The organism is Fulvimonas soli (assembly GCF_003148905.1).
Taxonomy (GTDB): Bacteria; Pseudomonadota; Gammaproteobacteria; order Xanthomonadales; family Rhodanobacteraceae; genus Fulvimonas; species Fulvimonas soli.
Map to the genome: position 1 here is coordinate 99,564 of NZ_QGHC01000002.1, position 26,245 is coordinate 125,808.

At 67.7% G+C, this 26,245-nt stretch carries 27 protein-coding genes; 1 reads left to right on the forward strand and 26 read right to left on the reverse strand.

Annotated elements, in window-relative coordinates:
* The first annotated feature begins 18 nt into the window (after positions 1 to 18).
* On the forward strand, positions 19 to 1,011 hold the full coding sequence (locus C7456_RS02575) for a chorismate transformation FkbO/Hyg5 family protein (RefSeq protein ID WP_109722204.1): 993 nt from the start codon (positions 19 to 21) through the stop codon (positions 1,009 to 1,011).
* Here C7456_RS02575 and C7456_RS17290 read toward each other — a convergent pair.
* The 26 genes from C7456_RS17290 to C7456_RS02695 all read right to left on the reverse strand — a co-directional run bounded on the left by C7456_RS17290 (position 1,002) and on the right by C7456_RS02695 (position 26,126).
* Positions 1,002 to 1,166, reverse strand: coding sequence for a hypothetical protein (locus C7456_RS17290; protein ID WP_211306208.1), 165 nt, complete (start codon positions 1,164 to 1,166; stop codon positions 1,002 to 1,004). The two genes, C7456_RS02575 and C7456_RS17290, sit on opposite strands and share 10 nt — an antisense overlap.
* A gap of 195 nt (positions 1,167 to 1,361) precedes the next feature.
* Complete coding sequence (locus C7456_RS17435; RefSeq protein WP_245889749.1) at positions 1,362 to 1,520, reverse strand: AAA family ATPase; 159 nt, start codon at positions 1,518 to 1,520, stop codon at positions 1,362 to 1,364.
* A complete protein-coding gene (glmU, locus tag C7456_RS02585; protein ID WP_109722205.1) occupies positions 1,517 to 2,890 on the reverse strand; it encodes a bifunctional UDP-N-acetylglucosamine diphosphorylase/glucosamine-1-phosphate N-acetyltransferase GlmU in 1,374 nt (457 codons plus the stop codon). The genes C7456_RS17435 and glmU overlap by 4 nt, the downstream gene beginning before the upstream one ends.
* A 61-nt stretch (positions 2,891 to 2,951) precedes the next feature.
* The gene (locus C7456_RS02590) at positions 2,952 to 3,482 is read right to left on the reverse strand and encodes a hypothetical protein (protein ID WP_109722206.1); all 531 of its coding nucleotides are present in this window, start codon (positions 3,480 to 3,482) and stop codon (positions 2,952 to 2,954) included.
* A gap of 312 nt (positions 3,483 to 3,794) precedes the next feature.
* The gene (locus C7456_RS02595) at positions 3,795 to 4,718 is read right to left on the reverse strand and encodes a TauD/TfdA family dioxygenase (RefSeq protein ID WP_170120156.1); all 924 of its coding nucleotides are present in this window, start codon (positions 4,716 to 4,718) and stop codon (positions 3,795 to 3,797) included.
* Between the two features lie 2 nt (positions 4,719 to 4,720).
* On the reverse strand, positions 4,721 to 5,599 hold the full coding sequence (locus tag C7456_RS02600; protein WP_170120157.1) for an arginase family protein: 879 nt from the start codon (positions 5,597 to 5,599) through the stop codon (positions 4,721 to 4,723).
* Positions 5,596 to 6,759 (reverse strand): arginase family protein, encoded by a 1,164-nt coding sequence (locus tag C7456_RS02605; protein ID WP_109722209.1) that lies wholly within the window; start codon positions 6,757 to 6,759, stop codon positions 5,596 to 5,598. The genes C7456_RS02600 and C7456_RS02605 overlap by 4 nt, the downstream gene beginning before the upstream one ends.
* Positions 6,756 to 7,829, reverse strand: coding sequence for a cupin-like domain-containing protein (locus C7456_RS02610; RefSeq protein WP_109722210.1), 1,074 nt, complete (start codon positions 7,827 to 7,829; stop codon positions 6,756 to 6,758). The genes C7456_RS02605 and C7456_RS02610 overlap by 4 nt, the downstream gene beginning before the upstream one ends.
* A 30-nt stretch (positions 7,830 to 7,859) precedes the next feature.
* The gene (locus C7456_RS02615; RefSeq protein ID WP_109722211.1) at positions 7,860 to 8,714 is read right to left on the reverse strand and encodes an arginase family protein; all 855 of its coding nucleotides are present in this window, start codon (positions 8,712 to 8,714) and stop codon (positions 7,860 to 7,862) included.
* Positions 8,711 to 9,934, reverse strand: a complete 1,224-nt coding sequence (locus tag C7456_RS02620) for an arginase family protein (RefSeq protein ID WP_109722212.1) — start codon at positions 9,932 to 9,934, stop codon at positions 8,711 to 8,713. The genes C7456_RS02615 and C7456_RS02620 overlap by 4 nt, the downstream gene beginning before the upstream one ends.
* A 1-nt stretch (position 9,935) precedes the next feature.
* Complete coding sequence (locus tag C7456_RS02625) at positions 9,936 to 11,222, reverse strand: hypothetical protein (RefSeq protein ID WP_109722213.1); 1,287 nt, start codon at positions 11,220 to 11,222, stop codon at positions 9,936 to 9,938.
* 102 nt (positions 11,223 to 11,324) lie between these two features.
* Positions 11,325 to 11,465: a hypothetical protein gene (locus C7456_RS17135; RefSeq protein WP_170120158.1), complete on the reverse strand. Its 141-nt coding sequence runs from the start codon at positions 11,463 to 11,465 to the stop codon at positions 11,325 to 11,327.
* Between the two features lie 128 nt (positions 11,466 to 11,593).
* The gene (locus C7456_RS02630; protein WP_109722214.1) at positions 11,594 to 12,886 is read right to left on the reverse strand and encodes a lysophospholipid acyltransferase family protein; all 1,293 of its coding nucleotides are present in this window, start codon (positions 12,884 to 12,886) and stop codon (positions 11,594 to 11,596) included.
* The gene (locus C7456_RS02635) at positions 12,883 to 14,355 is read right to left on the reverse strand and encodes a radical SAM protein (protein WP_211306210.1); all 1,473 of its coding nucleotides are present in this window, start codon (positions 14,353 to 14,355) and stop codon (positions 12,883 to 12,885) included. The genes C7456_RS02630 and C7456_RS02635 overlap by 4 nt, the downstream gene beginning before the upstream one ends.
* 177 nt (positions 14,356 to 14,532) lie before the next feature.
* Entirely contained in the window at positions 14,533 to 15,753 is a 1,221-nt protein-coding gene (locus tag C7456_RS02640; protein WP_342767290.1) for an ABC transporter permease, read from the reverse strand.
* 25 nt (positions 15,754 to 15,778) lie between these two features.
* Entirely contained in the window at positions 15,779 to 17,095 is a 1,317-nt protein-coding gene (locus C7456_RS02645; protein ID WP_109722454.1) for an ABC transporter permease, read from the reverse strand.
* A 929-nt stretch (positions 17,096 to 18,024) separates the two neighbouring features.
* Entirely contained in the window at positions 18,025 to 18,450 is a 426-nt protein-coding gene (locus C7456_RS02650) for a F0F1 ATP synthase subunit epsilon (RefSeq protein ID WP_109722217.1), read from the reverse strand.
* A 111-nt stretch (positions 18,451 to 18,561) separates the two neighbouring features.
* Positions 18,562 to 19,974 carry a F0F1 ATP synthase subunit beta gene (atpD, locus tag C7456_RS02655; RefSeq protein WP_109722218.1) on the reverse strand — a complete coding sequence of 471 codons (1,413 nt, stop codon included), beginning with the start codon at positions 19,972 to 19,974 and terminating at the stop codon, positions 18,562 to 18,564.
* Positions 19,975 to 20,132: 158 nt separating this feature from the next.
* Positions 20,133 to 21,062: a F0F1 ATP synthase subunit gamma gene (gene atpG / locus C7456_RS02660; RefSeq protein WP_109722219.1), complete on the reverse strand. Its 930-nt coding sequence runs from the start codon at positions 21,060 to 21,062 to the stop codon at positions 20,133 to 20,135.
* Between the two features lie 122 nt (positions 21,063 to 21,184).
* The gene (atpA, locus tag C7456_RS02665; protein WP_109722220.1) at positions 21,185 to 22,735 is read right to left on the reverse strand and encodes a F0F1 ATP synthase subunit alpha; all 1,551 of its coding nucleotides are present in this window, start codon (positions 22,733 to 22,735) and stop codon (positions 21,185 to 21,187) included.
* Between the two features lie 119 nt (positions 22,736 to 22,854).
* Positions 22,855 to 23,388, reverse strand: a complete 534-nt coding sequence (locus C7456_RS02670) for a F0F1 ATP synthase subunit delta (protein ID WP_109722221.1) — start codon at positions 23,386 to 23,388, stop codon at positions 22,855 to 22,857.
* A 3-nt stretch (positions 23,389 to 23,391) separates the two neighbouring features.
* Complete coding sequence (locus C7456_RS02675; RefSeq protein WP_109722222.1) at positions 23,392 to 23,862, reverse strand: F0F1 ATP synthase subunit B; 471 nt, start codon at positions 23,860 to 23,862, stop codon at positions 23,392 to 23,394.
* Between the two features lie 82 nt (positions 23,863 to 23,944).
* The gene (atpE, locus tag C7456_RS02680; RefSeq protein ID WP_109722223.1) at positions 23,945 to 24,220 is read right to left on the reverse strand and encodes a F0F1 ATP synthase subunit C; all 276 of its coding nucleotides are present in this window, start codon (positions 24,218 to 24,220) and stop codon (positions 23,945 to 23,947) included.
* 70 nt (positions 24,221 to 24,290) lie between these two features.
* On the reverse strand, positions 24,291 to 25,130 hold the full coding sequence (atpB, locus tag C7456_RS02685; protein WP_109722224.1) for a F0F1 ATP synthase subunit A: 840 nt from the start codon (positions 25,128 to 25,130) through the stop codon (positions 24,291 to 24,293).
* Positions 25,131 to 25,135: 5 nt separating this feature from the next.
* Positions 25,136 to 25,501, reverse strand: a complete 366-nt coding sequence (locus C7456_RS02690; RefSeq protein WP_245889750.1) for a hypothetical protein — start codon at positions 25,499 to 25,501, stop codon at positions 25,136 to 25,138.
* Positions 25,502 to 25,736: 235 nt separating this feature from the next.
* Positions 25,737 to 26,126, reverse strand: coding sequence for a phasin family protein (locus tag C7456_RS02695; RefSeq protein ID WP_109722226.1), 390 nt, complete (start codon positions 26,124 to 26,126; stop codon positions 25,737 to 25,739).
* Positions 26,127 to 26,245: the final 119 nt, after the last annotated feature.

The following is a 26,245-nucleotide window of genomic DNA, read 5'->3' on the forward strand; positions in this document are numbered from 1 at the left end:
TCACACCCGGTTGCAGGCATGGTCCAGGCTGGTGAAAACGCGCCCGCGCCGCAGCTGCGGCCGCGCGCCCCGCGGGTGTCCTACCGCCACGGCACGGCGCAGGCGGCGCTGGGCGAGCGCGGCACGCTGGCGGTGTTCGGCTTCGGCGCCGGCGCGGCGGAAGCGGACGACCCGCGCTGGCTCGGCGTGCCGCTGGAGCCCTTCGACACGCCCGCGCCGCTGGAGATCTGGCAGGTGGACGCCGACGTCGCTCACGGCCGCGACGGCGCGCTGCGCTGGGCCTGCGGCGGCGGCTGGCTGTACCTCGCGCTGGAGCTGGACGAGCGCGAGCACGGCGGTCCCGCCGGCACGGCGCGGCGGGCCTACGCGCGGCTGCGCGGCTTCCTCGCGCGCTGCCCGCAGCAGCGCGTGCTGCGCGTGTGGAACTACCTCGGCGAGATCAACCACGGCGAGGGCGATGCCGAGCGCTACAAGCAGTTCTGCAACGGCCGCGCCGCCGGCATGGGCGACCTGTTCGCCGATGGCTACCCCGCCGCCACCGCGATCGGCCACCACGCCGGGGCGCACCGGCTGCAGGTCTACCTGCTCGCCTGCGAGCAGGCCGGCATGCCGGTGGAGAACCCGCGCCAGCTCAGCGCCTGGCGCTACCCGCGCCAGTACGGCCCGACGCCACCGGGCTTCGCCCGCGCGATGGGCCTGCCGGCCGGCGACGCGCTGGCGATCTCCGGCACCGCCGCGGTGGTCGGCCACGCCTCCGCGCACGCCGGCGACCCGCGCGCGCAGCTGGGCGAGATCCTCGCCAACCTGGAGGCGCTGCTGGCCAACGCCGGCATGCCCGCCGGCTTCGACACGCACTCGCCGCTGAAGGCCTACGTGCGCCGCCCGGCCGACGCCGCGCTGGTGCGCGAGCTGCTGCAGCAGCGCCTGCCCGGCGTGCCGGTGCTGCTGCTGCACGGCGACGTGTGCCGCGAGGAACTGCTGGTGGAGCTGGACGGCTGGCGCTACGCCTGAACGGGCATCGCGCCGGGCAGATGCCGCAGGATGTCCGCCACGCACGCCTCGACGCTGCGGTGCGCGGTGTCCACCACCAGCGGCGGGCGGTCCCACGCCTCGTAGTGGCGCGCCCGCACCTTGTCCCGGTCCGGGCAGGACCAGGCCCTCGACATCCGGGCGCCGCGCCTCCACCCGGCGCCGGTGTTCGGCGGCGTCGCCGCAGCGCACCTCGATCTCGAGCAGCGGCGCGCCGGCATCCGCCGCCGTCGCGCGCCAGGCCAACCGTGCCTCCTGCACCGCGTTGACCCGTCGGCGACGACGCCATGCCCCAGTCGCAGCTGGTCGCGCGCCACGGCGTTGGCCACGGCCTAGCCTTCGCATTCCGGCGCCAGGCCGGCCCGGCGCAGGGTCTGCTCGATGGTGTCGATGCGCAGGTGCGTCGCGCCAAGGCGCGCGGCCAGCGCTCGCGCCAGCGTGGTCTTGCCGCCGCCGGGCAGGCCGGCCAGCACGATCAGCAGGGCGCTCACTTCGGCTGTTTCTGCGGCCGCCGCCAGCCGTGCAGGGTCGCCTGGCGGCCGCGCGCCACGGTCAGCTCGCCCGCCGGCGCGTCCTTGGTGATCACCGAGCCGGCGCCGATGGTCGCGCCGTCGCCGATCGCCACCGGCGCCACCAGCGCGCTGTTGGAGCCGATGAAGGCGCCGTCGCCGATCACCGTGCGGTGCTTGTTCGCGCCGTCGTAGTTGCAGGTGATGGTGCCGGCGCCGACGTTGACGCCCTTGCCGATCTCGGCGTCGCCCAGGTAGCTCAGGTGGTTGGCCTTGCTGCCGTGGCCGAGCCGCGCGTTCTTGGTCTCGACGAAGTTGCCCACGTGCACGCCCTCGGCCAGCGCGGTGCCGGGGCGCAGGCGCGCGAACGGGCCGATGCTGCAGGCGCCTTCGGTCACCGCGCCCTCGAGGTCGCAGTGCGCCTGCACCACCGTGCCGGCGGCGAGCGTCACGTCCTTCAGGCGCACGAACGGGCCGATGCGCACGTCGTCGCCCAGCGCCACGCGGCCTTCCAGGATCACGTCGACGTCCAGCTCCACGTCGCGGCCGGCGCTCACCTCGCCGCGCACGTCCACCCGCGCGGGATCGGCCATGCGCACGCCGGCGGCCAGCAGCTCGCGGGTGCGGCGGCGGCGGTACTGGGTCTCCAGCTCGGCCAGCTGCAGCGGATCGTTGGCGCCGGCGGCCTCCACCGGGTCGGCGCATTCCACGCAGGTGGCCGCGCGGTTCTCGGCGGCGGCCAGCGCGAAGATGTCGGTGAGGTAGTACTCGCCCTGCGCGTTGTTGCGGTCGAGCCGGCCGATCCAGCGGCGCAGCGCCTCGGCCTCGGCGACCAGGATGCCGGTGTTGATCAGGTTGATCGCGCGCTGGTTGTCGTCGGCGTCCTTCTCCTCCACCACCGCGCGCACCAGGCTGTTGCCGTCGCGCAGCACGCGGCCGTAGCCGCGCGGCTCGTCCACGCGGGTGACCAGCAGGCCCAGCGAGCCCTCGGTGCGCACCAGCTGCTGCAGCGTCTCCACCCGGGTCAGCGGCACGTCGCCGTACAGCACCAGCACCCGCGCGCCGTCGGGCACGCGGCGCAGCGCCTGGCCCACCGCGTGGCCGGTACCCAGGCGCTCGGCCTGCAGCACCCAGTCCAGGTCCTCCTGCCCGGCGAAGGCCTCCTGCACCTGCCCGCCGCAGTGGCCGTAGACCACGTGGATCGCCCGCGGCGCCAGCGCGCGCGCGGCGGCCAGCACGTGCGCCAGCAGCGGCCGGCCGGCCAGCGGCATTAGCACCTTGGCGCGGGCGGATTTCATGCGCTTGCCCTCGCCGGCGGCGAGGACGATCACGTGCAGCGGAGCCTGGCTCATGGACGATCCGTCGTGACGGGTGGGACGGGCAAGCATAGCAGCGCCCCGCCGCGCGCCCGGCTCAGCCGGCGCGCCCGGCGCTGGTGACCGCCCGGCCGGCGCGGCATTCGAAGCGGAACACGTAGGCCAGGCTGAACGGTCGGGTGTCGCTGTCCACCACGTGGCTGTCGCCGTTGGCGTCGGCGGCCCAGCGCTCGATGCGCAGCGGCTGGAACTCCCACTGCAGCGCCGCCGCGCGGGTGGCGGCGATGAAGGCGCGCCGTGCCGGGTCGGCCTGCGCCTCGCCGGCCACGCGCACCTCGCCGACCTTGCCGGCCTCGTCCACGATCAGCAGCGCCGGCACCTCCACCGGCGGCGGGCAGGCCGCCCATTGCTCCGGCGGATAGACCGGCGCGACCCGGCGGAACGGCGCGGCGCCGCTCGACACCTGGCCCAGCGCGAGCTGGTAGTGCGCCATCGCCGCGTCCGGCGCGACGCGGTAGGAGGCCGACCCTTCCGGCGGCGGCGCGGCGGGCGGCCGGGCGACGCCGGCGCAGCCGGCCAGCAGGGCGGCGGCGAGCGGAAGGCTCGCGGTCGGGAAGCGTGCGCGCATCTGGCATCCTCTCCGGCTGGGGGTGCCGCAAGGATACGACCCGGGCCGGCGAGTGCGCATGGTGGCGTGTCTTGCTCCCCTCTCCCTCCGGGAAAGGGTCGGAGTTGGGGGTGGGGTGACGGCGCGGCCGAAGCGCGGCACCCGCCTCATCCTGATCAACATCGGCATCCTGGAATGGATCCTGCCCTCCATCCACGCTCTTTCGCCGGCGACTTCGGACCGAATTAAGTGCGCTATATATGGCTACGGCAGGCGGTCAGCACTACTCATCAATATCCAGACAAAGCGGGCATCAACCAACTCCGATGCCAGTCAGCCTAGCTGAAATCGGGTACTGAACGAGCTGAGCATCACAATGTCTCGCTCCGGATCGCTGGTGTGATTGCGCCCGTGCAACATCCGGTTGTTGTCGATCAGCGCGAAGTCGCCGGTGCGCCAACGGATGCCGCGGGTCAGTGAACGGGCCGCCTGCTTGAGTTCCTCCAGAACCTCGTGCTCGATCTCCGAGCCATTCTCCCAGGTAACCAGCGTGCTGAAGGAGTCTTCTGCCTGGTCGTCGGTGGGCTTCTTGTAGGCATTGGTGAACATGTTCTGGCAAATCTTCATGCGGCCCGTGTCGCCAACCGGAAGCACGGAGGGCGCGATGAATTCAAAGACAATGCGTTGACCCGATTCCTCCGCCAAATTGAACCGATGGTTCGCGCTCAGCGTTGCAATGACATCGCCACCGACCAAGTTCTCAATGACCCTGTTCTTGCTTACTACCGCCTCGAAAGCCCTCGATGGGAGATAATTCCTGTACTTCACGCGCCGCGTGCGCAGAAGATTCTGCGTCGCAGGTTGCAGCCGGTCGAAGATGGAAACGCCATCGGCGACCAGCGTCTCGCCGCCCGTGCCTTCGGCCGCCGCCTTGCGGCAATAGAACCACAGCAGATCGGGCCGCAAGGGAATGTTGCCGTACTCGAAATGCAGGCTGAGGCCAGCCTGCCCCACCGTGACGGTCTGCAGTTCGTTCTTGTCGCTGGCCGGCTTCCGGTCGTCGAACGGCGAAGTGAGGAACCCCCGGCTGAAGCGGGAGGCAAAGGCGTAGAAGCCATCGGCATCGACGCTGAAGTCACGGAACAGAATGGCGCCGTGCATCGCCAGCGCGTTCCAGACCTCGTCCGCCGCTAAATCAGTCAGATTACGGCCCTGGCTGGCAAGCAGCATGGGGCGGTCGCTAATGGTGAGGCTCATTGTCATGCCCCCTCGAAGGTGCGGTGCGCTGCCGGGGATCGTGCTGCCATGCCATCCAGCAGCGCGGCCAGCGCCGTGGCGGCGGCGAGGCTGGTCATCTCGCCGTGGTCGAGCAGCGGATTGACCTCCATCACGTCCGCGCCCATCACGCGCCGCTCGCGTGCCAGCGTTCGCAGCATGTCGCACAGTGCTGGCAGCCCCAGTCCGCCGGGCACGGGGTGACCCGTGCCCGGCGCAATACAGGGATCCAGCGAATCGATGTCCACGGATACGTAGAGTGGTCGCTCGCTACGCAACCAGCTCTCGGGCAGCGGGCCGCCGCCGATGACGTCGAGGTTCGCCCACTGTTGTGTCTCGTCGAAATACGTCAGCCCGCGATGCCCGATGACCAGCATGCGCCCGACATGGCCCAGGCCGGCAATGCGACGCAGGACCTGCTTGTGATTGTGCCAGCCGGTATCGGTCAACGGGCAAAAGTCGGTGTGCGCATCGAACCATACGATGTCGAGCGGACCGGCCTGGTCCAGAGCGGCCACTGCCGCGTACGACACGGCATGATCGCCCCCGAGCACCAAAGGGAGCGCACCGGCTTCCGCCGTGTCGACGACGGCGGCGCGCACCCGTTCGATGATCTGCGCCCAGTCGGCGTCATCGAAGACTTCCACGTCGCCGCGATCGATGCCGCCCGCGGCGGGCTGCGGCAAGCCCAGGCTGGACGCCCGGATCGCCGCCGGTCCCAGTCGCGCACCGGAGACATAGGCATTGCCGAAGTCGCTGGGCACGCCGATGACCTCGATGTTTCCCTTCCTGCGCGCCGGAGCTTCGCCGGCCGCCCAATCGAACAGTCCATGTGGCGGCAACTGCAGGCGTGGTCGCGTCATGCCGGGTCCTTCGCCGCGCTGAGCGCGGTCAGCAGCAGATGCACCGCCGTCATCGAAACGGCTCCCCAGCAGGGAGCCCATGGATTGATGCCGCACAGGTCCACCGAAGCGATGCGATGCGCGCGTCCGAGGCGGCACAGCAAGGCATGCACCTGGCGGTAAGCGAAGGATGGCCGCGAATCCCCCGCATGGGCCAGCGCATCGACATCGATGCCCACGTGCACGCGCCGTCCCTCGCCGAGCTGCGGCACCAATGCGTGCTCCAGCGCGGCATCGATCGGTACGCGCATATAGCCCTCGGGATCGTCGCCATGGTCCGCTCCGAACCCCACCGGCACGACCTGTGCGTAGCGCTCGACGCCGGGCAAAGCCAGCAGCTGACGGGACCGTGCCATGGCGCCGGTACTCGCTGCGGGGCGGCCGATCCTGATCACATCCAATGCCCCGTTCTGCCGCCGCTGATCGATCAGCGGATACGCCACCGAACTGTCACCGCCCAGCAGTACCGGCAAGGCGCCTTCGCCAGTCAGCGCATCCAGCACATCACGGATGCGCTCGAACACCGCCGAACGCCCTTCGCCATGATGGACGATGATGTCGCCGGCATCGGCGATCGTCACCCCGGCGAGGATCGCGCGGCGGCGGTCGGCGTCGTACCAGCCGATCGGGCGTCCGCTTTCGCGGTCGAGCCGATAGAGCAGCTGCAAGGAAATGTCGCGGATCGCCAGTGGCCCGCGTCGCGCCCCCGCAGCGCCGGCTTCGCCGAAATCCCAGGGTACGCCCAGCACCACTACGTCAGCACGCGCGGGCGCCAGCTTCTGCGCTGGCGCGTCGAACAGGCGCACCGGCGGGTCGGTCACCTGCCGCCCATTGCGCGCCGGCACCGCGTCGGCCGGCACCAGGAAGCCCTTCTTGCGCAGCTGGTCGAGCGCCTTGGCCGCACCGCTGCCGGCACCGGCAACTTCGCTTGGCACGGCCGGCGCCCGGAACTTCAGCAGCAGGCGATGCAGCGGCAGCGGCACCCGGATGCGCGTGCCGTCGGAAGACAGATAGATCGTCGCCGTCGTCTCGTCGAGGTGCTCCACCTCCATCCACGGCGACAGCACCAGCGCTTCGCCGATAGCCTTGCTGGTGGCGATCGAAGCTGCCGTCACGCTCATGCTGCCATTGCCTCGGCCTCGACCAGTGCGCGCAGCAGGCGCTCCTTGACCTGGCGCGAGCGCTCCGAAAGCGTACCGCGCACGGCGGCGCGCAGCACGCAGACCATCAGCGCACGACCCAGCGCTTCAGCGGAACCGCCATCGAGCAGGCGCAGCACATCCTCGTCGTCGACGCGACTGCGCACCAGCGAGGCCTGCTTCTGCGCGAACGCGCCCAGCTCCGCGCGCCAGTCCATCGAGGCGGCGTAGGCTTCCAGGTTCAGGTCGTTGACGATGTCGAAGCTCACGGTGATCGAATGGGAGCGCGTGACCACGTGGTGTGCCCAGTTCGGGCCCCAGATCAGCAATTCCCCCGGAGCCAGCGAGCCGACCCAGGGTTGTGCTTGTCGCCAAGTGGGAAAGTCGCCTTCGTCCGGATGCAACGGATCGAGATAGCCCACAGCAGGGTTGTAAAAATGCGCCTTGTCACGCGGGCTGTAGAGGATCGCCTCCTTGTGCCCCTTGAGCTGAGCCAAATAGGCGATCACCGCGTTGTTGTCCTGGTGCAGCGGCGTCAGCGCGCCGGCGCGGCTGACGTAAAGCCAAACGTGATTGCCGGACTGGTAGTAATAGGGAATGTCGCTGTTGATGAAGTCGAGCCCGCCGGGCGTCAGCGGCGTAATGTCGCCCAGTACCGGCTCGGAAGCATGCCGCACCAGCTGCAGGTTGCCGCAGTACAGCGGCAGGCCAAGGTCGCGCAGCAGCGCGGCATCGCCCTTGACCCAGCTCCCCTCGAACAGCGTTTCGAGCTGGTCCGGATTGCGCACGTAGTCCAGGTATGTGCCGAACGTGGTGCGCACCTGGCACATCCTGGCGTGCCGGTTGGTGATGAACTGCGGCGCACCCGCCGTCACCGGAAGGTGGCCGAACAACTGCGCGAGCTTGTCGAGATCGTTCCACCGACGCCACGCCGGCCACTGCTCCACGAAACCGGTCACGTGGCAAGGATGCGACTCCAGCACGTCCGGCGTGCGCCGGATGAGTTCGGCGAATTCGGCCAGGCCGTACGACGGAATCTTCTTCGTCTCCATACTCCCCTTCCTCTGCGGGTTTCCGTCAGGCTACCGTTCGCCCGGAGCGTCGGCGATCGTCCGCAGTAGCTCCGCGGCGATCGCGCTGGTGATGCCGCCTACGTCCAGGCGCGGATTCACTTCCACCACATCTGCGCCGATGATCTTGCGCCGGCCGGCCATCGCACCTACGACCTTGCCCAGCCATCTCGGCTCGAGGCCATCCGGCACCGGCGCGCTGGTGCCTGGCGCGTGGAAGGGATCGATCACGTCGATGTCGATCGAGAGGTACCAGGGCAGTTCCGGCGGCATCAGGCGCAGGACGTCCGCCGCGTCCAGTGCTCGCGCCTGCGCCGTGGTGACGACGGTCGAGGTCTCACCAAGGTAGCGCTCGTCGCCGATGGTCAGCCCCCGGTAGCCGATCTGCAGCACGCGCGCCACGCCGGACAATGCCTCGATGCGGCGCAGCACCTGCTTGTGGCTGTGTCCCTGCCCGGCGGACCACGGGCTGAAATCAGTGTGTGCATCGAACCACACCACCCCGATGTCTCCGTGCCGCTGCAGCGCCAATGCCGGCGCGTAGGTGAGCGAATGGTCGCCGCCGATCAGCAGCGGCCGCAGGCCACGCTCGACCACCTGCTCGACCAGTGCGGCCAACCGCACCAGGACCGTGTCATGGTCCTGGGCACCGCAACCGGCCAGGTCGCCCAGATCCACACCTTGGTGGCGCGGCGACGCGAGGTGACTGGCGGCACGGCGCACCGCGGCGGGCGCCTGCGCCGCACCGCGCGAGACGCCGTTGCCGTGATCGCTGGGTACACCAATGGCGCAGAACCGCCCGGAGTCCGCATTCGCCATAGCGGACGGCCAGCCGAACAGCGTCAGGTGCCCGGCGCCATCCATCATGGGCCCCCTTGCCAGGCGCACGAGGCGCCATGCATGGCGTACAGCGCGAGGTGGCAGGCCACGATGCCGAGCAGCTCGCCCGCCACCGCTCCCCCCGTCATTCCGCCTGCGTCGAGGCCGAAGATGCCGATACCCGCGATGCGGTGCCGACGACCGACGGCATCGATGAGGTCGCGCATTTCGCTGAGCGAGAAGCCGTTGCCTTCCGGTGGCATGGACGTGTCCAGCACGCCCACGTCCACGGCGAGCAGGACATCTTTCGCCATCATCGCGCCGTGCACCGTCTCGGCCAGACCACGGGCGCGCGCGGCGGCCACGGTGATCTCGCCCGCTTCCACCGCTGCGCCAGCGTCCGCACGGAGGCCAAGCGTAAGGCAGGACACTATGCCCTCGAGCGCCGCCATGCGGCGGCCCACGTCGCGCACCGTCACCACTTCGCCTTCGCCGTGTGCCATCGTGGTATCCGGCGCGAACTGCAGCACCGTCAATGGCTGCCGCATCGCCAGGCGGCGCGCCATGACGAAGCACAGCGACCGGTCCCCGCCGAGCACTAGCGGCACGCTGCGCTCGCCTAGCGCGTGGCGCATCGCCGTCTCCATCCGTGCGAACGTATCGGCCTGCTTTTCGCCGTAGACGACGTGGACGTCCTCGGCGTCGGCAATCGGTACGCCTTTTAGGATTCGTTCGCCGCTTGCCGCGTCGAACCAGCCGCGCGGGCGGTGCGTGTCGAGGTCCAGCAGATAGGCGTAGTCCAACGACCTCTGTCGGATGAGCATGGGGGCATCGCGGCAATGGCCGGGGCCGCCCAGGTCGTAAGGAACGCCGAGCACGACGAAACCGTCGCCCGCCGCTGGCGCGGCCCAGCGAGGCGCGTTGCAGAACCGGTACGGCACGGCCCTTCGCAACGGCTGTGCCATCGGCATGGGACGGTCCGCGTCCATCAGCAGCCCCCGCCCGAGCAGGGCGTCCACGCCCGCTGCGATGCGCGGATCGCCTGCTTCCTCGACAGCTTCCTCCAGTGTGCGCGGCAGCCTGAAGCTGGACAGGATCCGATACAGGCCGGACGACACCTTCAATCGCGCACCGCTCGCCGCGTTGACGACGATGGCATACCCCCCGTCGTGCGCTTCCAGCAGAAGGTCCGGCAACGCGACAAGGCGCCGACCACGCCATGGAGGTGCGTCGCGGACATTGACGACATGGCCGGGCGCCCGCTCCATGTCATGCCCTTCCTGCGGCAGCGGCCGCGACGGTGCGCACGCGCCCGAACAGGGCGAAGAGCCCCTTGCCGATGTTCCAGAAGGTAAGTCCCGCGCCAACGATCACCAGGACCCGCCATGTGAACTCCATCAGGGCGTGCAGCACGGCCAGCAGGGTCGCCCCGGAGGCCAGCTGCCGCCAGGTCTCGCCGACGAACGCGGGCAGGTTGGCAATCACGCTCAGCACCACCACCCGGAACATGGTCAACATGACGTAGCCGATGAACAGCGTGCCGAGCACGGTATACAGCCCCAGCACCCATTTGGCGCGGCGGCTCAGCGTGCTGCGCGGCGCATGGCCATCCCGCAGCAGCAGGCGCGCCATCAAGTCCTGCCACCAGATCTCCTGCTGCTTGCGCAGGTTGACGATGCCGAACAGGTCGCTGACCAGCCAGTAGCCGTCCATGCGCAGGAACGGGTTGAACGTGGTCGCGATGGAAAGGTCGACGAAGATGAAGCCGAACAGGTACACCGGATTCCCGGTCCACAGGTGCGCGGCGAGTAGCACGACCAGGAACAGCGATTCGAAATAGACGCCGCCGATATCGATCACCGCCCGCTGCCACCGAGGCAGCTTCCACGCATCGGACACGTTGGTCCATTGCACCGTATAGATGAGGTACATGCCCCAGCCTATGGTCATGTTGCGGCAGCCGAAATGGGCCGCGGCGGTGGCATGGCCGAATTCGTGGCAGGTCGTCGCCAGCGTCGAGAACAGCATCATCAGCAGCACGCTGGCAATGTCCAGCTGGCTGAAATCGAAATGCTGGTGGCGGAACAGCACGCCGTAGACGTAGACATGCGTGGCAATGAACAGGGACAGACCCAGCAGCATCGCGGTCGGACGGAACATGAAGGACAGCGTCCGCGCGACCGGCTCCACCACCGAGGCCTTGATCAGCGGCAGTTTGATATGCAGGAAGGCCTTGGTGGACTGGCTGCTGGCACCCACGCTTCCAGGGTCCTGGTCGCCGCCGATGATGATGCCCTTCGGCATCAGAGATTCGAGCACCAGGCGCGTGAGCCACGCTTTCTCCCTGGCCGGCGCGTGCCCGTCGATATAGGCCTGGACGGCGGCATCGACATCGCGGCTGCCGTCGAAGGCACGCGCGAGCTCAAGATATTCGGCCGGTACTGCGAAGCGCACCTCGCCCTGGCCGTCGCCACGGGGAAGCTTGCACAGCTTCATCGGCCTGCCGGCGTCGGAGTCGAAATCCGACACTTCAAGCAGCGGGTTGACGATCGGCAAGGGATCTGGACTCATGGCATGGTCCGTGCTGGAGGACGGAGCGATCGGGGAAAGGTCCGCGCCATCCAATGGCGCGGACCTTTCGGTTCGGCGAAAGGCCGGTTACGCGGCTGCCGGCGGCTTGGTCTGCCCGTCGCAGCGGCCATTGCAGCGGTTGGCGAGCTCGAGGCGGTCCTCCAGTTCGATGATCTCGAACTCGTCGATCAGCAGCGATTCGTTCTGGGTCTCGGTGTTATTGGCCATGAAAAGCATCCTCTTTGTATGGTCCAACGTATGCGACCGGATCATCCGGTCGCGCCGGTGATGTACGTCCTTCTTGCAACACCGCCACCCCCGTACATCCAAAGGTGGCAATCCTTGCATTCCCGAGCTCAGGCCGCGGCGGACGCGCGTTCGTGCCGTACGGCCAGGATTTCACGCGAAGCCATGAGACAGAGAAATCGCCACACGCTGGCCCTACGCTCCTCTTCGAGGCCGTCGAGCCAGTCCAGGCCAACGCCACGACGTGGATCGAGCAGCAGCCCGGTCAGGTCCGCCTCCCGCTCGGGGAGGCGATAGCACTTCATCGTGTGCACGTCGACAAAGAGTCGATTGCCATCGCCCGGGAGCGGCATCGCGCGGGTGGTGTCGAGCTGGATCCGCGCACCTTCCATGAGTTCGCCGAGCAGTTGCGCCTCGACTTCTTCCAGGCTCTTCTCCCGCACGGCGCGCGGGACTCGCCATTGGTGGAACAGGTCGCCGCCGCACCATTCGCTGGCGAAATCCAGCAGGCTTTCGCCGAACCATGCATACAACGCGCGCACCGTGGTTTCGACGAACCGCTCCGATGCCTCGCCCGCCAATGGCGCGCACGGATCGATCGCCGGCAGCACATGGCAGGTGCGTTCACCATCCGTCGTCGCCGCGATGATCGGCAGGATCGGCGCGCCGAAGCGCGCGGCCATCGCGATCACGCCATTCTTCACCCGGACTTGGGTGTCGAGCATGTTGACGAGCGAACGCCGGTCCCCACCGCGGGGACCGTCCATGCCGGTATTGCCATCGATGCTCGAAAATACGCAGGAGCCCTTGGCGAGCGCGCGTGCCAGGGCGAGCGTGCCGCCGTTCTCTTCCACGCAGACGTGGCGGAACGTTTGCCAGAACGCTGCGCCTGGATTGGCCAGCCGTGCCGACTCGTAGTTGCCGTAGGCATCGCGTGCCAGCGGCACTAGCACCGGAATGCCAGCATGCGCGATGTCCGAGGGGAGGTGGCGCATGTGGCCGAGATGGAAGGTGGCGACGACCAGTCCCCGGCCCTCGGCCAGCAGGGAGCGGATCGTATCCAGCGGGAGGCGCCGAAGATGCGCCGGCGGCGCTTCCGGCGTCAGGCGCGGCAGGTAGTGGTGATGGTACTCCCAGCCCAGCCACATCTTGCTGATCGCAGCCTGGCGGGCCGCCCGTGCGATGGCTTCCATGCTCCAGCGCCCACCGAACAGGGCCATCAGGTTCATGCGGTAGGCGCGTAGTCCGTAGTGCATCAGCTCGTCATCGCTCAAGGCGCAAAGGCGCTCGTGCACCTCGGCAGGCTCCGCATCGTCCGACGACAACAGCTGCTCCAGTACGCGCAGAGCCGGCGAAAGTGGGGCGGCCGGCGTCGCATCGATGGCAGCCTCGACGGCCGTCATGACACCTCCTCCTCGGCTGTCGCCTCGTCCGCGACGGCACTTTTGCCGGCGGCGGCCGCACCGGCCTGGGTCGAGGCGAAGTAGGCGACCATTTCCTGCTTGGCCGTGCGGCGAATGCCGGGACAGGGCCGCTCGCCGGAATCGATGCGGATCTTCGGGCAGTGGACGCCCTGGCAGGCTGCCAGCATGTGGCAGCCCTGGCAGCCGGTATCGCGCTCGAAAGCTGGCTCGGTCCACAGCGCCATTTTGTCCACGTCGAGTTCCAGCACGCCGTCCTGGCGCAGCTTGCCGACTAGGTTGTGGTCTTTCTTGTCCAGGTCGATCGTGCACTTCATCAGATCGCCGTGCGCGCCCACGATGAAGTTATAGGGGCGCGCCGCGTAGCAGACTTCCTCGCCAGCACCCAGCCCGGGCTGCCAGCCGCCGGTGACGTTGAGGCCCAGCGAACGCGCTGCCGCCTTCAACTTGCTGCGCACCGCGTGGGATTCGTCCGTGCCGCATACGTCGAGATTGGCATCATTGCCGCCTCCCCATTGCCCGACGGCGTGGAAAGCCAGCACGAATCGCTCGTCGTGGGCGAAGTTCTGCTGCAGCAGCGCCAGGAAAGCTTCCAGGCCAGGGGCGTTCCCGCGATCGAAGTTCACCCGGATGACCACGGAGAAATGATCGGGTCGCGCCGCGAGGGCACACAGGTTCCGAAGGATCGTGGCGAAGGTCTTGCCGCCGTCGCGCGCCGCACGGTGTCGATCGTGGTCGTCCGGCAGGCCGTCCAGTGTGATCTGGAAATCATTGATCTTGTAGGCCAGCAGGCGATCGGCCACTTCTTCGGTGAGGAGGTAGCCGTTGGTTGTCATGTGCGTGCCGTAGCGCAATCCGGCCTCAACGGCGATCTCGGCGAAGAATGGGCCGAGGTCATCGATCGCTTCCATGCCATACAACGGTTCACCACCGAACCACGACACGCTCAGCTCCTTCAATGAGCCGATCCGGCTGCGCACCAGGTTCTTGATGCCTTCGCGCACGGACGGCAGCATCGTGCCGCGACGGAAATCCTCGTAGCAGTAGGTGCAGCGGAAGTTGCAGTCTTCCGAGGCGAGCAGAATCAGTTCGAGTCGGTCGCTGCGGTAGTTCTCCCGCCCGAAGGCATAGCGCACTCGACGCAGTTCGTCTGTCTGCACCGGCACAAGGAAGCCTCGGTCGTTGAGATAGCGTGCGATACGCAGGCTATCGTCGGCCTCTGTCTGCTGGCTGATCAGGGCGCGAACGGCATCGTGCTGGGACGGCCGGAACGCGTTCATTGAGCCGCTGTACGTGTTCCATAGCAGCAGCCAGCCTTCCGCCGTGGTCGCCTGGACGTTGAAGCGTGAGGGTTTGAACCGAGTCGGCCCGCGCGCGTCCTGGCCGGTAACGACGACGATAGGGATGCGGTCCAGCGGTGACTTCGACAGAACATCGCTGCTCGTGCCCACGATAACCTCCCATGTCCTTGAACGAGATCGGTAGCGCATGCGGACCGCTCGGGAGAGCCGTCGCACTCAGATCTTTCCGAAATCTCAGATCGGCCCAACCTTGCCGGCCCTTGCATCCCCTTTCCCCACCTGTTCGCCGCTGACACCCGCGCCGCCCCCGCGTCGCGATGCGTCGCTTTACATCGAACGGATCGCGCTCGCCGGCTCCACCTTGACCGCCCGGCGCGCCGGAATGAATGTCGACAGCTGGCTCAGGCAAACCATCAGCAGCACGCCCAGCAACACGTGGACCACCGGCAGCCGCGCCATCTCGTAGCGCGAAATCAGCAGCAGATTGAGCGCGATCGCCAATGCCACGCCCGCCATCGCGCCGGTACCGACGATGAGCAGGTTCTCCAGCTGGAAGTAACTCAGGACGTCACGGCGCCGCGCTCCCAGCGCACGGCGCACGCCGATCTGCCGCCGACGCTGGTCCACCCAGAAGCTGGTCAAGCCGAAAATGCCCGCCGCGGTCACGCAGAGCAGGATCAACGACACGCCGCACATCAGCAACGCCATGCCGATGTCCGCACGGTAAGCTTGCTGCCTGATGTCGGTGTAGCTCCGGATGCCGTCGTCCGCTATTACGCGCTGGCCGTTGACTCGGTACAGTGCGGCCGAAACAGCCCGCATCGCGGCATCCCGCTGGCCGGGCTTTGCCCTGACTGCGTAGCGCGAGAAGGTCGAGTTGAAACGGCTAGGCACCAGCACCGAGTAGTAGGCACCGTAGTCGTTGATGCCCGGTGTCTGAAGGCGTGATGTGATACCCACGATCCGGCTGGGCGCAGCGTTACCGTCGAGGTAGACGCTCTTGCCCACCGCATCGCCGTCGGGAAACAAGCGGTCGGCGAGATCCTTGCTCACGATGACGATCGCCGGCGCGCCGACATCGCCGAAGGGCTTGTGCTGCACGTCGCCTGCTTCGAAGTTTCGACCGGCCAGCAGGCGCAGGCCCAGCGTCGGCAATGCGGCCTCGTCCGCGAAATAGAAATTGGCCTTGGCGCTGGCATTGGACTGGACTGGCCTGAGATCGACGGCGCCGTTCCACGCCGCGGAATCGAGTAGCGGCAGCGAACTGATCGGCGTAGCGGACGCGACCTCCGGCAGGCCGCGCAACGTCGCCAGGTCTTCGCGTTGCATGGCGTCCAGCCGCTCCATGTTGTCGGCGGATGCGCCCAGGCCAACCCATTGCTGGGTGATCAAGAACAGGTCCGCCTCGTCCAGTCCCGTCGGCCGCGCGATACGCTCGATACGCGTGCCGATGATGAAGATCGCGTTGCACACGATGGCCAATGTCAGGGCGACCTGCAGCACAATCAGGGCGACGCCGGCCTTATGCTTGCGCAGCGCGGAGATCATGGGGTGTACGGTCATGTCGCCGCCCTCAAAAGGCCTTCAGCTGGAGCGAGGGCTGCACCCGCGTGGCCCGCAGCGTCGGGTAGGCCCCCGCCAGCAGCGTTGACAGCAGCGCCAGGCAGATCGTCAGCGCCAGCAGCACCGCATCGATGCGGGCAAGCGAGGCGATGTCCGCTGGTAGCAGCCAGTGCACGCACATCACGCCGATCGCGGTAAGGCCCAGTCCGAGACAACCCCCGGCCAATCCCACCATGCCAGACTCGATAAGGAACTGTGCGTAGATCGCCGTACGAGACGCGCCGACAGCACGTCGCATGCCGATCTCACCGCTACGCCGAAGGAACTTAGCGAGCAGCAGGCCCGAGGTATTGACCAGGCATACGACCAGCAGGCCCAGCGCGACGAGCAGCGACACGCCAGTGTCCGGTGGCACCACGTGCAGATGATCGAGCCATGCTGGCAGGTCGCGCAGGCGGTTGTTGGGCTCCCACTGCACAGCGCCGCTGTCCTTGAGCTGTCGTGCATAACCGTCCAGATAACGCCGATACGCGTTGGCGGCATCACGACTGTCCAGCTGCACCAGATAGGCGATCCAGGCACAGCCCGAATGCACCAGGCCAGCGATGCCCGCTTCGTCCGGGTTCTTGTTGCAGGCCGTATTGCCGGTGGTAGCGATGCCAGCAGCGATGGCCGTGTTGAACGGCAGAAGCAGATCCTCGCCGGCGGCGGAGAACCCTCCGGTGTTGACCACGTCGAAGAACCGCGGTTGCGGATCCCAATGTCGCAACACTCCGACGATGCGATAGCTTCTACCTTCGATGGCCAGCGTCCTGCCCACGCTGTTCTCGCCCCCGAACAGGCGGCGGTTCAGACGCTCGCTGATGACCGCAACGTTCGCACGCGCCTCGTCGTCCTGGCGGCTCCAGCCGCTACCGTAGCGGAATGGCACGTCGAGCATCGGAAAGAATTCGGCGCCGACCGCGTGACCATCGACGTTGATGGGATGGCTGCCCGTTTGCGATGCCTGTACCGCAGGCGAGAGCTTGTATATCGCCGACTGGAGCGTGCCACGATGGTCTCGCAGCAAAGCACTCGCGGTGCCGTAATCGAGGGCATTGGGCGGCTCGCCGCTACTGCCGCGTGCAGCAGGCCCCCAAGTATCGACCTGCGGCACGAACAGGCGTGACGACTTCCAGGGAATCGGGTCTCCCGAAACTGCACGGAAGACCGCGAAGGTGGTCATGGTTGCGGCAACGCCGAAGCTGATGGCAAGCACCATCAGCGCTGTCAGCCCAGGGCTGCGCCTGAAGCTACGAAAAGCGAGGTTGACGTAATACGAAAACAACCTGGCCCCCTCATCCATAAGGCGATGCCTCCAGAAACGTAGCGCAACAGACGCACTGCTGGCAAGCATCGGTTCACAAGACCGATGCGGCGCGCTGCACAATGCGCCCCCATACGCGCCGCAGTCTTCAGGATGCTGAAATCACGCCCTTATGAAACTGGTCGAGGCCATGTGAATTTTGCGTGTACGCGTTCCCGGGGACGTCGCTTCAGCGTATGGCCGGACATAGCTAAGCAGGTCGCCGAGCCCCATCGAGGCCAGCAGGCCTCCTATCGTTACTTGATTCGAAGCGCATGCCGAACGCCCAAATGCTGCAAGTCCGGCATCTGCCTTCTTGCGCGGTGGCTAGCACTGCGAACAAGCTCCCCAACTATCGGCAATGGGATCAACATCTGGGGACTCGCGATACTCGCGACACAATTGCGGGGGTTCCGCCCCGTCACGAGAGCGGCCCTTGGCCACATCCAACGCAGGCAGAGGCAACCAGCGCCAGCTCCCTGCCCTTGATGAGGAAGTTCGGGCAAGCCGGACTGGCATGCGTGCGCAGTCTGCGCACCTCGCCGACTAGCGCGGATGGATACCGACTAGCGGATGATGACGGGGGTGTAAGCATCCGCGATGCGGTGCGGCCAGCTCCACGCGCTGGCCTTGCTCCCCCTCTCCCTCCGGGAGAGGGATCGGGGGGTGAGGGTACGGCCGGAGCGCGGCAGCCCACCTCATCGGCAAGCCTCGATCACTCGCTCCGCCCGAACCCTCACCCGCCTGCCGGCACCCTCTCCCGAGGGGAGAGGGATTCAATCCCGGCAACCGAGGCAAGCGCGAGCAGCGCGACGCCGCATGCGCTGGCACGGAGCTTCGATCCCTGCCGCGCGGATGCGAAAACGCCGGCACGGGGCCGGCGTTTCCGGAGGATGCGGCAGGCGGTCGGCTCAGTGCTTGAGCGTCTTGCGCAGCCGCTCCAGCGCCTGCAGCTGGGTGATCGCCTCGGCCAGCTTGGCCTGCGCCTCGGCGACTTCCATCGCGTCGGTGCGGTTGGCCAGCGCCTGCTCGGCTTCCTGCTTGGCGCGCAGCGCGGCCTGCTCGTCGATGTCCTCGGAGCGGATCGCGGTGTCGGCCAGCACGGTGACCACCTGCGGCTGCACCTCCAGGATGCCGCCGCCGCCCACCGCGATGTCGATCTTCTCGCCGTTGGGCTGGGTCACCACGACCTTGCCCGGCTTCAGGCGCGTGATCAGCGGCGCGTGGCGCGGGGTGATGCCCAGCTCGCCGATCTCGCCGGTGGCGACGACCAGCGTCGCCTCGCCGGAGAAGATCTCGGCCTCGGCGCTGACGACTTCGACGCGGATGGTGCTCATGGGTGGTCTCGCTTTGCTCGACGGGAACGGGGTACGGGAAACGGGTGGTGGAGAGCGGGCTCACGGCGCACTGCGCGTCCCCCGTCCCGGCTTCCCGCTCCCGCCTCTACATCAGGCCGCCTTCTTGGCGCCCATCTCCTCGGCCTTCTTCAGCACCTCGTCGATGCCGCCGACCATGTAGAACGCCTGCTCCGGGATGTAGTCGACGTCGCCGTCGACGATCATCTTGAAGCCGCGGATGGTCTCCTTCAGCGGCACGTACTTGCCCGGCGAGCCGGTGAACACCTCGGCCACGTGGAACGGCTGCGAGAAGAAGCGCTCGATCTTGCGCGCGCGCGACACGGCCAGCTTGTCCTCTTCCGACAGCTCGTCCATGCCGAGGATCGCGATGATGTCCTTGAGCTCCTTGTAGCGCTGCAGCGTGCCCTGCACGCGGCGGGCCACGTCGTAGTGCTCGGCGCCGATCACGTTCGGGTCGAGCTGGCGGCTGGTCGAGTCCAGCGGGTCCACCGCCGGGTAGATGCCGAGCGCGGCGATGTTGCGCGAGAGCACCACGGTCGCGTCCAGGTGCGCGAAGGTGGTGGCCGGCGACGGGTCGGTGAGGTCGTCCGCCGGCACGTACACGGCCTGGATCGAGGTGATCGAGCCGGTCTTGGTCGAGGTGATGCGCTCCTGCAGCACGCCCATCTCCTCGGCCAGGGTCGGCTGGTAGCCCACCGCGGAGGGCATGCGGCCGAGCAGCGCGGACACCTCGGTGCCGGCCAGGGTGTAGCGGTAGATGTTGTCGATGAACAGCAGCACGTCGCGGCCCTTGCCGTGCTCGTCCTTCTCGTCGCGGAAGTACTCGGCCATGGTCAGGCCGGTCAGCGCCACGCGCAGGCGGTTGCCCGGCGGCTCGTTCATCTGGCCGTACACCATCGCCACCTTGTCGAGGACGTTGGAGTCCTTCATCTCGTGGTAGAAGTCGTTGCCCTCGCGGGTGCGCTCGCCCACGCCGGCGAACACGGACAGGCCCGAGTGCGCCTTGGCGATGTTGTTGATGAGCTCCATCATGTTCACGGTCTTGCCCACGCCGGCGCCGCCGAACAGGCCGACCTTGCCGCCCTTGGCGAACGGGCAGATCAGGTCGATCACCTTGATGCCGGTCTCCAGCAGGTCGGTCGCGGCGGCCTGGTCGTCGTAGCTCGGCGCCTCGCGGTGGATCACCCAGCGCTCCTGCTCGCCGATCGGGCCGGCCTCGTCGATGGGGTTGCCCAGCACGTCCATGATGCGGCCCAGGGTGGCCTTGCCGACCGGCACCTTGATGCCCTCGCCGGTGTTGCGCGCGACCAGGCCGCGCTTCAGGCCGTCGGTGGAGCCCAGCGCGATGGTGCGCACGATGCCGTCGCCGAGCACCTGCTGCACTTCCAGCGTGATGTCGGTGCCGTCGATCTTCAGCGCGTCATACACCTGCGGCACCTGGTCGCGCGGGAACTCCACGTCGATGACCGCGCCGATGATCTGTACCACTTTGCCCTGGCTCATGGGTTTGCTCCGGATGGATCTTTCAGGTTCGATACAAGCGCCGCCTGGGCGTCGCTCTATTTGCAAAGCGCAACCATGGATGGCTGCTTCTTGACTCTAGAAACACTCGCGGCCATGGATCGCCGCTTCTCGACTTTCGCGCCCGCGGACGAGCGCACTCATACCGCCGCGGCGCCGCCCACGATCTCCGAGATTTCCTGGGTGATCGCCGCCTGGCGCGCCTTGTTGTAGATCAGCGTCAGCTCGCCGATCACCTTGTTGGCGTTGTCCGAGGCGGCCTTCATCGCCACCATGCGCGCGGCGTGCTCGCTGGCGAGGTTCTCCAGCACCGCCTGGTACACCACCGACTCGATGTAGCGGCCGAGCACGTGCTCCAGCACGGTGGCGGCGTCGGGCTCGTAGATGTAGTCCCAGTCGTGCTTCTGCTCGAGCTTGAGGCCGTGCACCGGGTAGCTCGGCGTCGGCGCGCGCTCGCCCTCGGCGGCGACCATCTCGGCCGCGACCACCGGCAGCGGCAGCAGCGCGTGCACGCTCGGCTTCTGCGTCATGGTGTTGACGAAGTCGTTGTAGGCCAGGAACACGCGGTCCAGCTTGCCGGCGGCGTAGGCGTCCAGCACCACCTTGATCACGCCGACCAGCTGCTCCAGCTTCGGTCGCTCGCCCAGGTGGGTGACGCTGCCGACCAGGTTGACGCCCTTGATGCGGCGGAAGAACTGCACGGCCTTCTGGCCGACCGCCACCACGTCGACCTCGACGCCCTTGCCCTGCCACTCGCGGATCGCCGGCAGCAGGCGGCGGAACAGGTTGGAGTTGAGGCCGCCGCACAGGCCGCGGTCGGTGGTGACCACCACGTAGGCCACGCGCGCCACGTCCCCGCGCTCGACCAGGAACGGATGGCTGAAGTCGGTGCTGGCCTGGGCCACGTGCGCGATCACCTTGCGCATGGCGCGCGCGTACGGGCGCGAGGCCTTCATCAGGTCCTGCGCCTTGCGGATCTTGGAAGCCGAGACCATTTCGAGCGCGCGCGTCACCTTGCGCATGTTCTGCGTGCTCTTGATCTTGGTTTTGATTTCGCGTCCGCCTGCCATCTATATCGCTCGCTATGCTCGCTTGGGGAACGGGGAGCAGGGAATGGAGAACGTGGAGATCAAGGACGGACTTGTCGCCGTCCACACCTTCCCTGTTCCCCGTTCCCTGTTCCCGCGTTGGCTCACCAACTGCCGGTCTTCTTGAACTCGTCCAGGCCGGCCTTGAAGGTCGCCTCGATGTCGGCGTTCCAGTCGCCGGTGGCGACGATCTTCTTCATCAGCTCGCCGTGGTTCTGGTGGAAGAAGGCGTGCATGCCCTTCTCGAAGGCCAGCACCTTGTTCACCGGCAGGTCGTCCAGGTAGCCCTTCTCGGCCGCGTACACCGACAGCGCCAGCTCGGCGATCGACAGCGGCGCGTACTGCGCCTGCTTCATCAGCTCGGTCACGCGCTGGCCGCGGTCCAGCTGGGCGCGGGTGGCCGGGTCGAGGTCGGAGGCGAACTGCGCGAACGCGGCCAGCTCGCGGTACTGCGCCAGCGCCAGCTTCACGCCGCCGGAGAGCTTCTTGACGATCTTGGTCTGCGCCGCGCCGCCCACGCGCGACACCGAGATGCCGGCGTTCACCGCCGGGCGGATGCCGGCGTTGAACAGGTCGGTCTCGAGGAAGATCTGGCCGTCGGTGATCGAGATCACGTTGGTCGGCACGAACGCGGACACGTCGCCGGCCTGGGTCTCGATGATCGGCAGCGCGGTGAGCGAGCCGGTCTTGCCCTTGACCTCGCCGTTGGTGAAGCGCTCGACGTACTCCTCGGACACGCGCGCGGCGCGCTCGAGCAGGCGCGAGTGCAGGTAGAACACGTCGCCCGGGTACGCCTCGCGGCCCGGCGGGCGCTTGAGCAGCAGCGAGATCTGGCGGTAGGCCACGGCCTGCTTGGACAGGTCGTCGTAGATGATCAGCGCGTCCTGGCCGCGGTCGCGGAAGTACTCGCCCATGGCGCAGCCGGCGTACGGCGCGATGTACTGCAGCGCGGCCGACTCGGAGGCCGAGGCGACCACCACGATGGTGTTGGCCAGCGCGCCGTGCTCCTCGAGCTTGCGCACCACGTTGGCGATCGACGAGCGCTTCTGGCCGATCGCCACGTAAATGCAGAAGATGCCCGAGTCCTTCTGGTTGATGATCGCGTCGATCGCCAGCGCGGTCTTGCCGGTCTGGCGGTCGCCGATGATCAGCTCGCGCTGGCCGCGGCCGATCGGGATCATCGAGTCGACCGACTTGTAGCCGGTCTGCACCGGCTGGTCGACCGACTTGCGCCAGATCACGCCCGGCGCGACCTTCTCGATCGGCGAGCTGGTCTTGGCGGCGATCGGGCCCTTGCCGTCGATCGGGTTGCCCAGCGCGTCGACCACGCGGCCGAGCAGCTCGGGACCGGTCGGCACCTCGAGGATGCGGCCGGTGGTCTTGGCGGTGTCGCCCTCGCGCAGGTGCTGGTACTCGCCCAGCACCACCGCGCCGACCGAGTCGCGCTCCAGGTTCAGCGCCAGCGCGTAGGCGTTGCCGGGCAGCTCGATCATCTCGCCCTGCATCACGTCGGCCAGGCCATGGATGCGCACGATGCCGTCGGACACGCTGATGATCGTGCCCTCGTTGCGGGCCTCGGCGCCGAGCTTGAACTGCTCGATGCGCTGCTTGATCAGTTCGCTGATCTCGGACGGGTTCAGGGTGGTGCTGGACATGGTCGTTATCCCTTGAAAATCTAGAAACGAGTCAAGAGGAGCGAGTGGCGAGACAAGAGCGGCGGCTTGGCGGTTGCTGCTTCCGCTCGTTTCTCACTTCTCCCACTCTCTATCCGCCGTCAATGCGTTAGCGTGCTGGCGAGCCGCTCCAGGCGGCCGCGTGCGGAGCCGTCGATCACTTCGCTGCCGGTGTCGATCACCACGCCGCCGAGCAGCGCCGGGTCGACCGCCGTCTCCAGCTGGATCTCGCGCTTGAAGCGGCGCTTGAGCGAGGCCTTCAGCTGCTCGGCCTGCGCGGCGTCGAGCGCCATCGCGCTGGTCACCTTCACCAGCAGCTGCGACTCCGACTCGCGCTTGTAGGTCTCGTACAGCGCGGCCACCTCCGGCAGCAGCGCCAGCCGGCGGTGCGCGGCCAGCTCGCCGAGGAAGCGCGCGAACGCGCCGTCGGCGGCCGCGCCCGGCGGCAGGTGCAGCGCCACCAGCTGCTCGGGCGTCACGCGCGGGTCGCCGGCGAGCGCGGCCACGCGCGGCTCCTTCGCCACCTCGGCGGCGAAGGCCAGCGACGTCGACCAGTCGGCCAGCGCGCCGGCCGCGTGCGCGGCCTCGAAGGCGGCGCGGGCGTACGGGCGGGCGAGGGTGATTGCCTGCGCCATGGCTTACATCTCGGCCGCGAGCTGGTCGAGCATGGCCTTGTGGGCCGAGACGTCGATCTCGCGCTGGACGATCTTCGCGGCGCCCTGCACGGCCAGCCGGCCGACCCAGCCGCGCAGCTCCTCGCGGGCCTTCTGCTGCATGCTGGCGATCTCCTCGGCGGCGGCAGCCTTCAGGCGGTTGGCCTCGGCGAGCGCATCGGTGCGCGCCTTGTCGACGATCTGGTTGGCCTGCGCCTGGGCCTTCTCGATGATCTCGGCCGCCTGCTGGCGCGCCTGGCGGATCTCGACGGCCGCGCGGGCGTCGGCGTCCTTCAGCTCGGCGCGCGCCTTCTCGGCGGCGGCCAGGCCGTCGGCGACCTTCTTCTGGCGCTCCTCGATGGCGTGGTTGAGCTGCGGCCAGATGAACTTGGTGGTGAACCAGACCAGGATGGCGAACGACACCAGCTGGCCGAGGAAGGTCATGTTGACGTTCATGATCTTTCCATTGACTCCGAATAACCCGTGGAACCGCCGATCGCCGCGGCGGCCTCCGAGGCCGCCGCGGCGATGATTCGCTTTAGTGCGCGAGGTTGAGCAGCGCGCCCGACAGCGGGTTCGAGAACGCGAACAGCAGCGCGACGGCCAGGCCGATGATGAACGAGGCGTCGATCAGGCCGGCCAGCAGGAACATGCGGCCCTGCAGCAGCGGCACCAGCTCCGGCTGGCGGGCGGCCGACTCGAGGAACTTCGAGCCCATGATGGCGATACCCAGGCAGGCGCCCAGCGCGCCCAGGCCGATGATGATGCCGATGGCAATGGCGGTCAGGCCCTGCACGTGTGCGTAAAGTTCCATGGTGCTCTCCTGTGGATCTCTTTAAAGGTTTGGTTGAAGCGAATCGGCGGTACCGGGGTGAAGCGAAACGTCAGTGATGCTCGTGCGCCGTGGCGATGTACACGATGGTGAGCATCATGAAGATGAAGGCCTGCAGCAGGATGATCAGGATGTGGAAGATCGCCCAGGCGGTGTTGAAGACCACGCCCGGCACGAAGCTCAGCCAGCTGGCGAACAGGCCGGCGATCAGCATGAACACCAGCTCGCCGCCGTACATGTTGCCGAACAGTCGCATCGACAGCGACACCGGCTTGGAGAAGTACTCGATCAGGTTGAGCAGCAGGTTGGCCGGCGCCAGCGCGATCTTGGCGCCCACGCCGTGCGCGTGGAACGGCGCGGTGAGCAGCTCCTTGCCGAAGCCGCCGGCGCCCTTGGCCTTGATGGCGTGGCCGAACACGATCAGCAGCACCGCCACGGCGATCGCCAGCGTGGTGTTGAGGTCGGCGGTGGGCACCCAGCGGAAGAAGGTGTGGTGCGCCGCTTCCTCGCCGGCGGCGGCCTTCACCGTCCAGCCCGGCGCGTCCAGCGGCAGCAGGTCCATCGCGTTCATGAAGGCGACCCACATGAAGATCGACAGCGCCAGCGGCGTCACCGTGCGGCGGTCGCCGTGGAAGGTGTCCTTCACCTGGGTGTCGACGAACTCGACGATCAGCTCGACGAAGGCCTGGCCCTTGGAGGGCACGCCGGAGGTGGCGCGGCGCGCCTTGACCCAGAACCACAGGCAGAACAGCGCGCCGAGCAGGAACGACACGACCAGCGTGTCGAGGTTGATGCGCATGAACGGGTTGCCGCCATCGCCCAGCACCAGCACGTGATGGGTCAGATGGTGCGTGATGTAGCCGGTCAGTCCGCCTTGCGGCTCGCTCGCCATGTGTCTCAACCCTTGAATCTGAATGCCAGCAGATTTGTCGCGTAGCCGGCCACCAGCCCCGCGATGGCGGCCAGTGGCGGCAGCTTGAATTGACCCAGGATCAGCACCAGCCCCCCGACCAGTACGATCCAGCGCAGAACCATGCCCGCCAGCAGCCGCCCCAGCGCCAGCCCCGCCCCGCTCACGCCGGCGAAGGCCCGCGCCGACAGCAGCGCGGTGCCCAGCGCCGCCAGGGCGGCGCCTGCCGCCGCTGCCACCGCCTCGCGGCGCCCTTGCGCCAGGAAAGCGAGACCGATGACGGCCGCCGTGGCGAGCTGCAGCATCACCATGCGCAGCGCCAGACGTCGACCGGAGGCAAGACTGTTGAGCACGTGAGGTTCCCGCGCGGCTTCGCTCGAGGCGTCACCCTTGCTGCTACGGGCCACGATCCAATCTAAAAAAGTATATCAGCGGGCCGTTTGCAGCGACAAGCCGCGCGGCTGCGACATCTTGTCCGGCGCGGCCCGCCGTTCATGCTCCGCGCGCAAAGAAAAGGGCCGGTCACATGGACCGGCCCGGCGGCGTCGCAAGAGGGGGAGGGAGGCGGGCGGCGCCGGATGAAACGTGTTACTTGGCGGCGGCCTTCTTGGCCTCGACCACCGGCGCGGTCACGGCTTCCTTGACCACCTGCTGCTGCTCCTTGGCCAGCTCGCCGAGGGACTCGGCGGTCTTCTGCGTGACGGCGAGGATCTCGCGCGCCACCGTCACCGCGCGCTCGGCGCTGTCGCGGTTCAGGGCGAAGCCCTTTTCCCACAGCCCGCGCAGGCCATCGGCGGTGCGCGCCTCGGCGGCGACGGCGAAGAAATCGTTGGCGGCGGCGGACTGCTTCTCCAGCACGCCCAGCTGCAGGCCGGCGATCTGCTCCAGGCCCTGCAGGGCGATCGACTGCGCCTTGAAGGCGCCGTCGGCGAACTGGCGTGCGTAGGCGAACACCTGGCTGTTGAGTTGCTGCGTCATGATGCTTGACCCCTCGCGATGAGGTTGGGAAGTGGGATCAAGCCTAGCAAGGCTTTTTGTGCAATGCAATATATTTTTTCTTACCGCCCCGTTTCATCCATAGAAGTTATTTATTTACA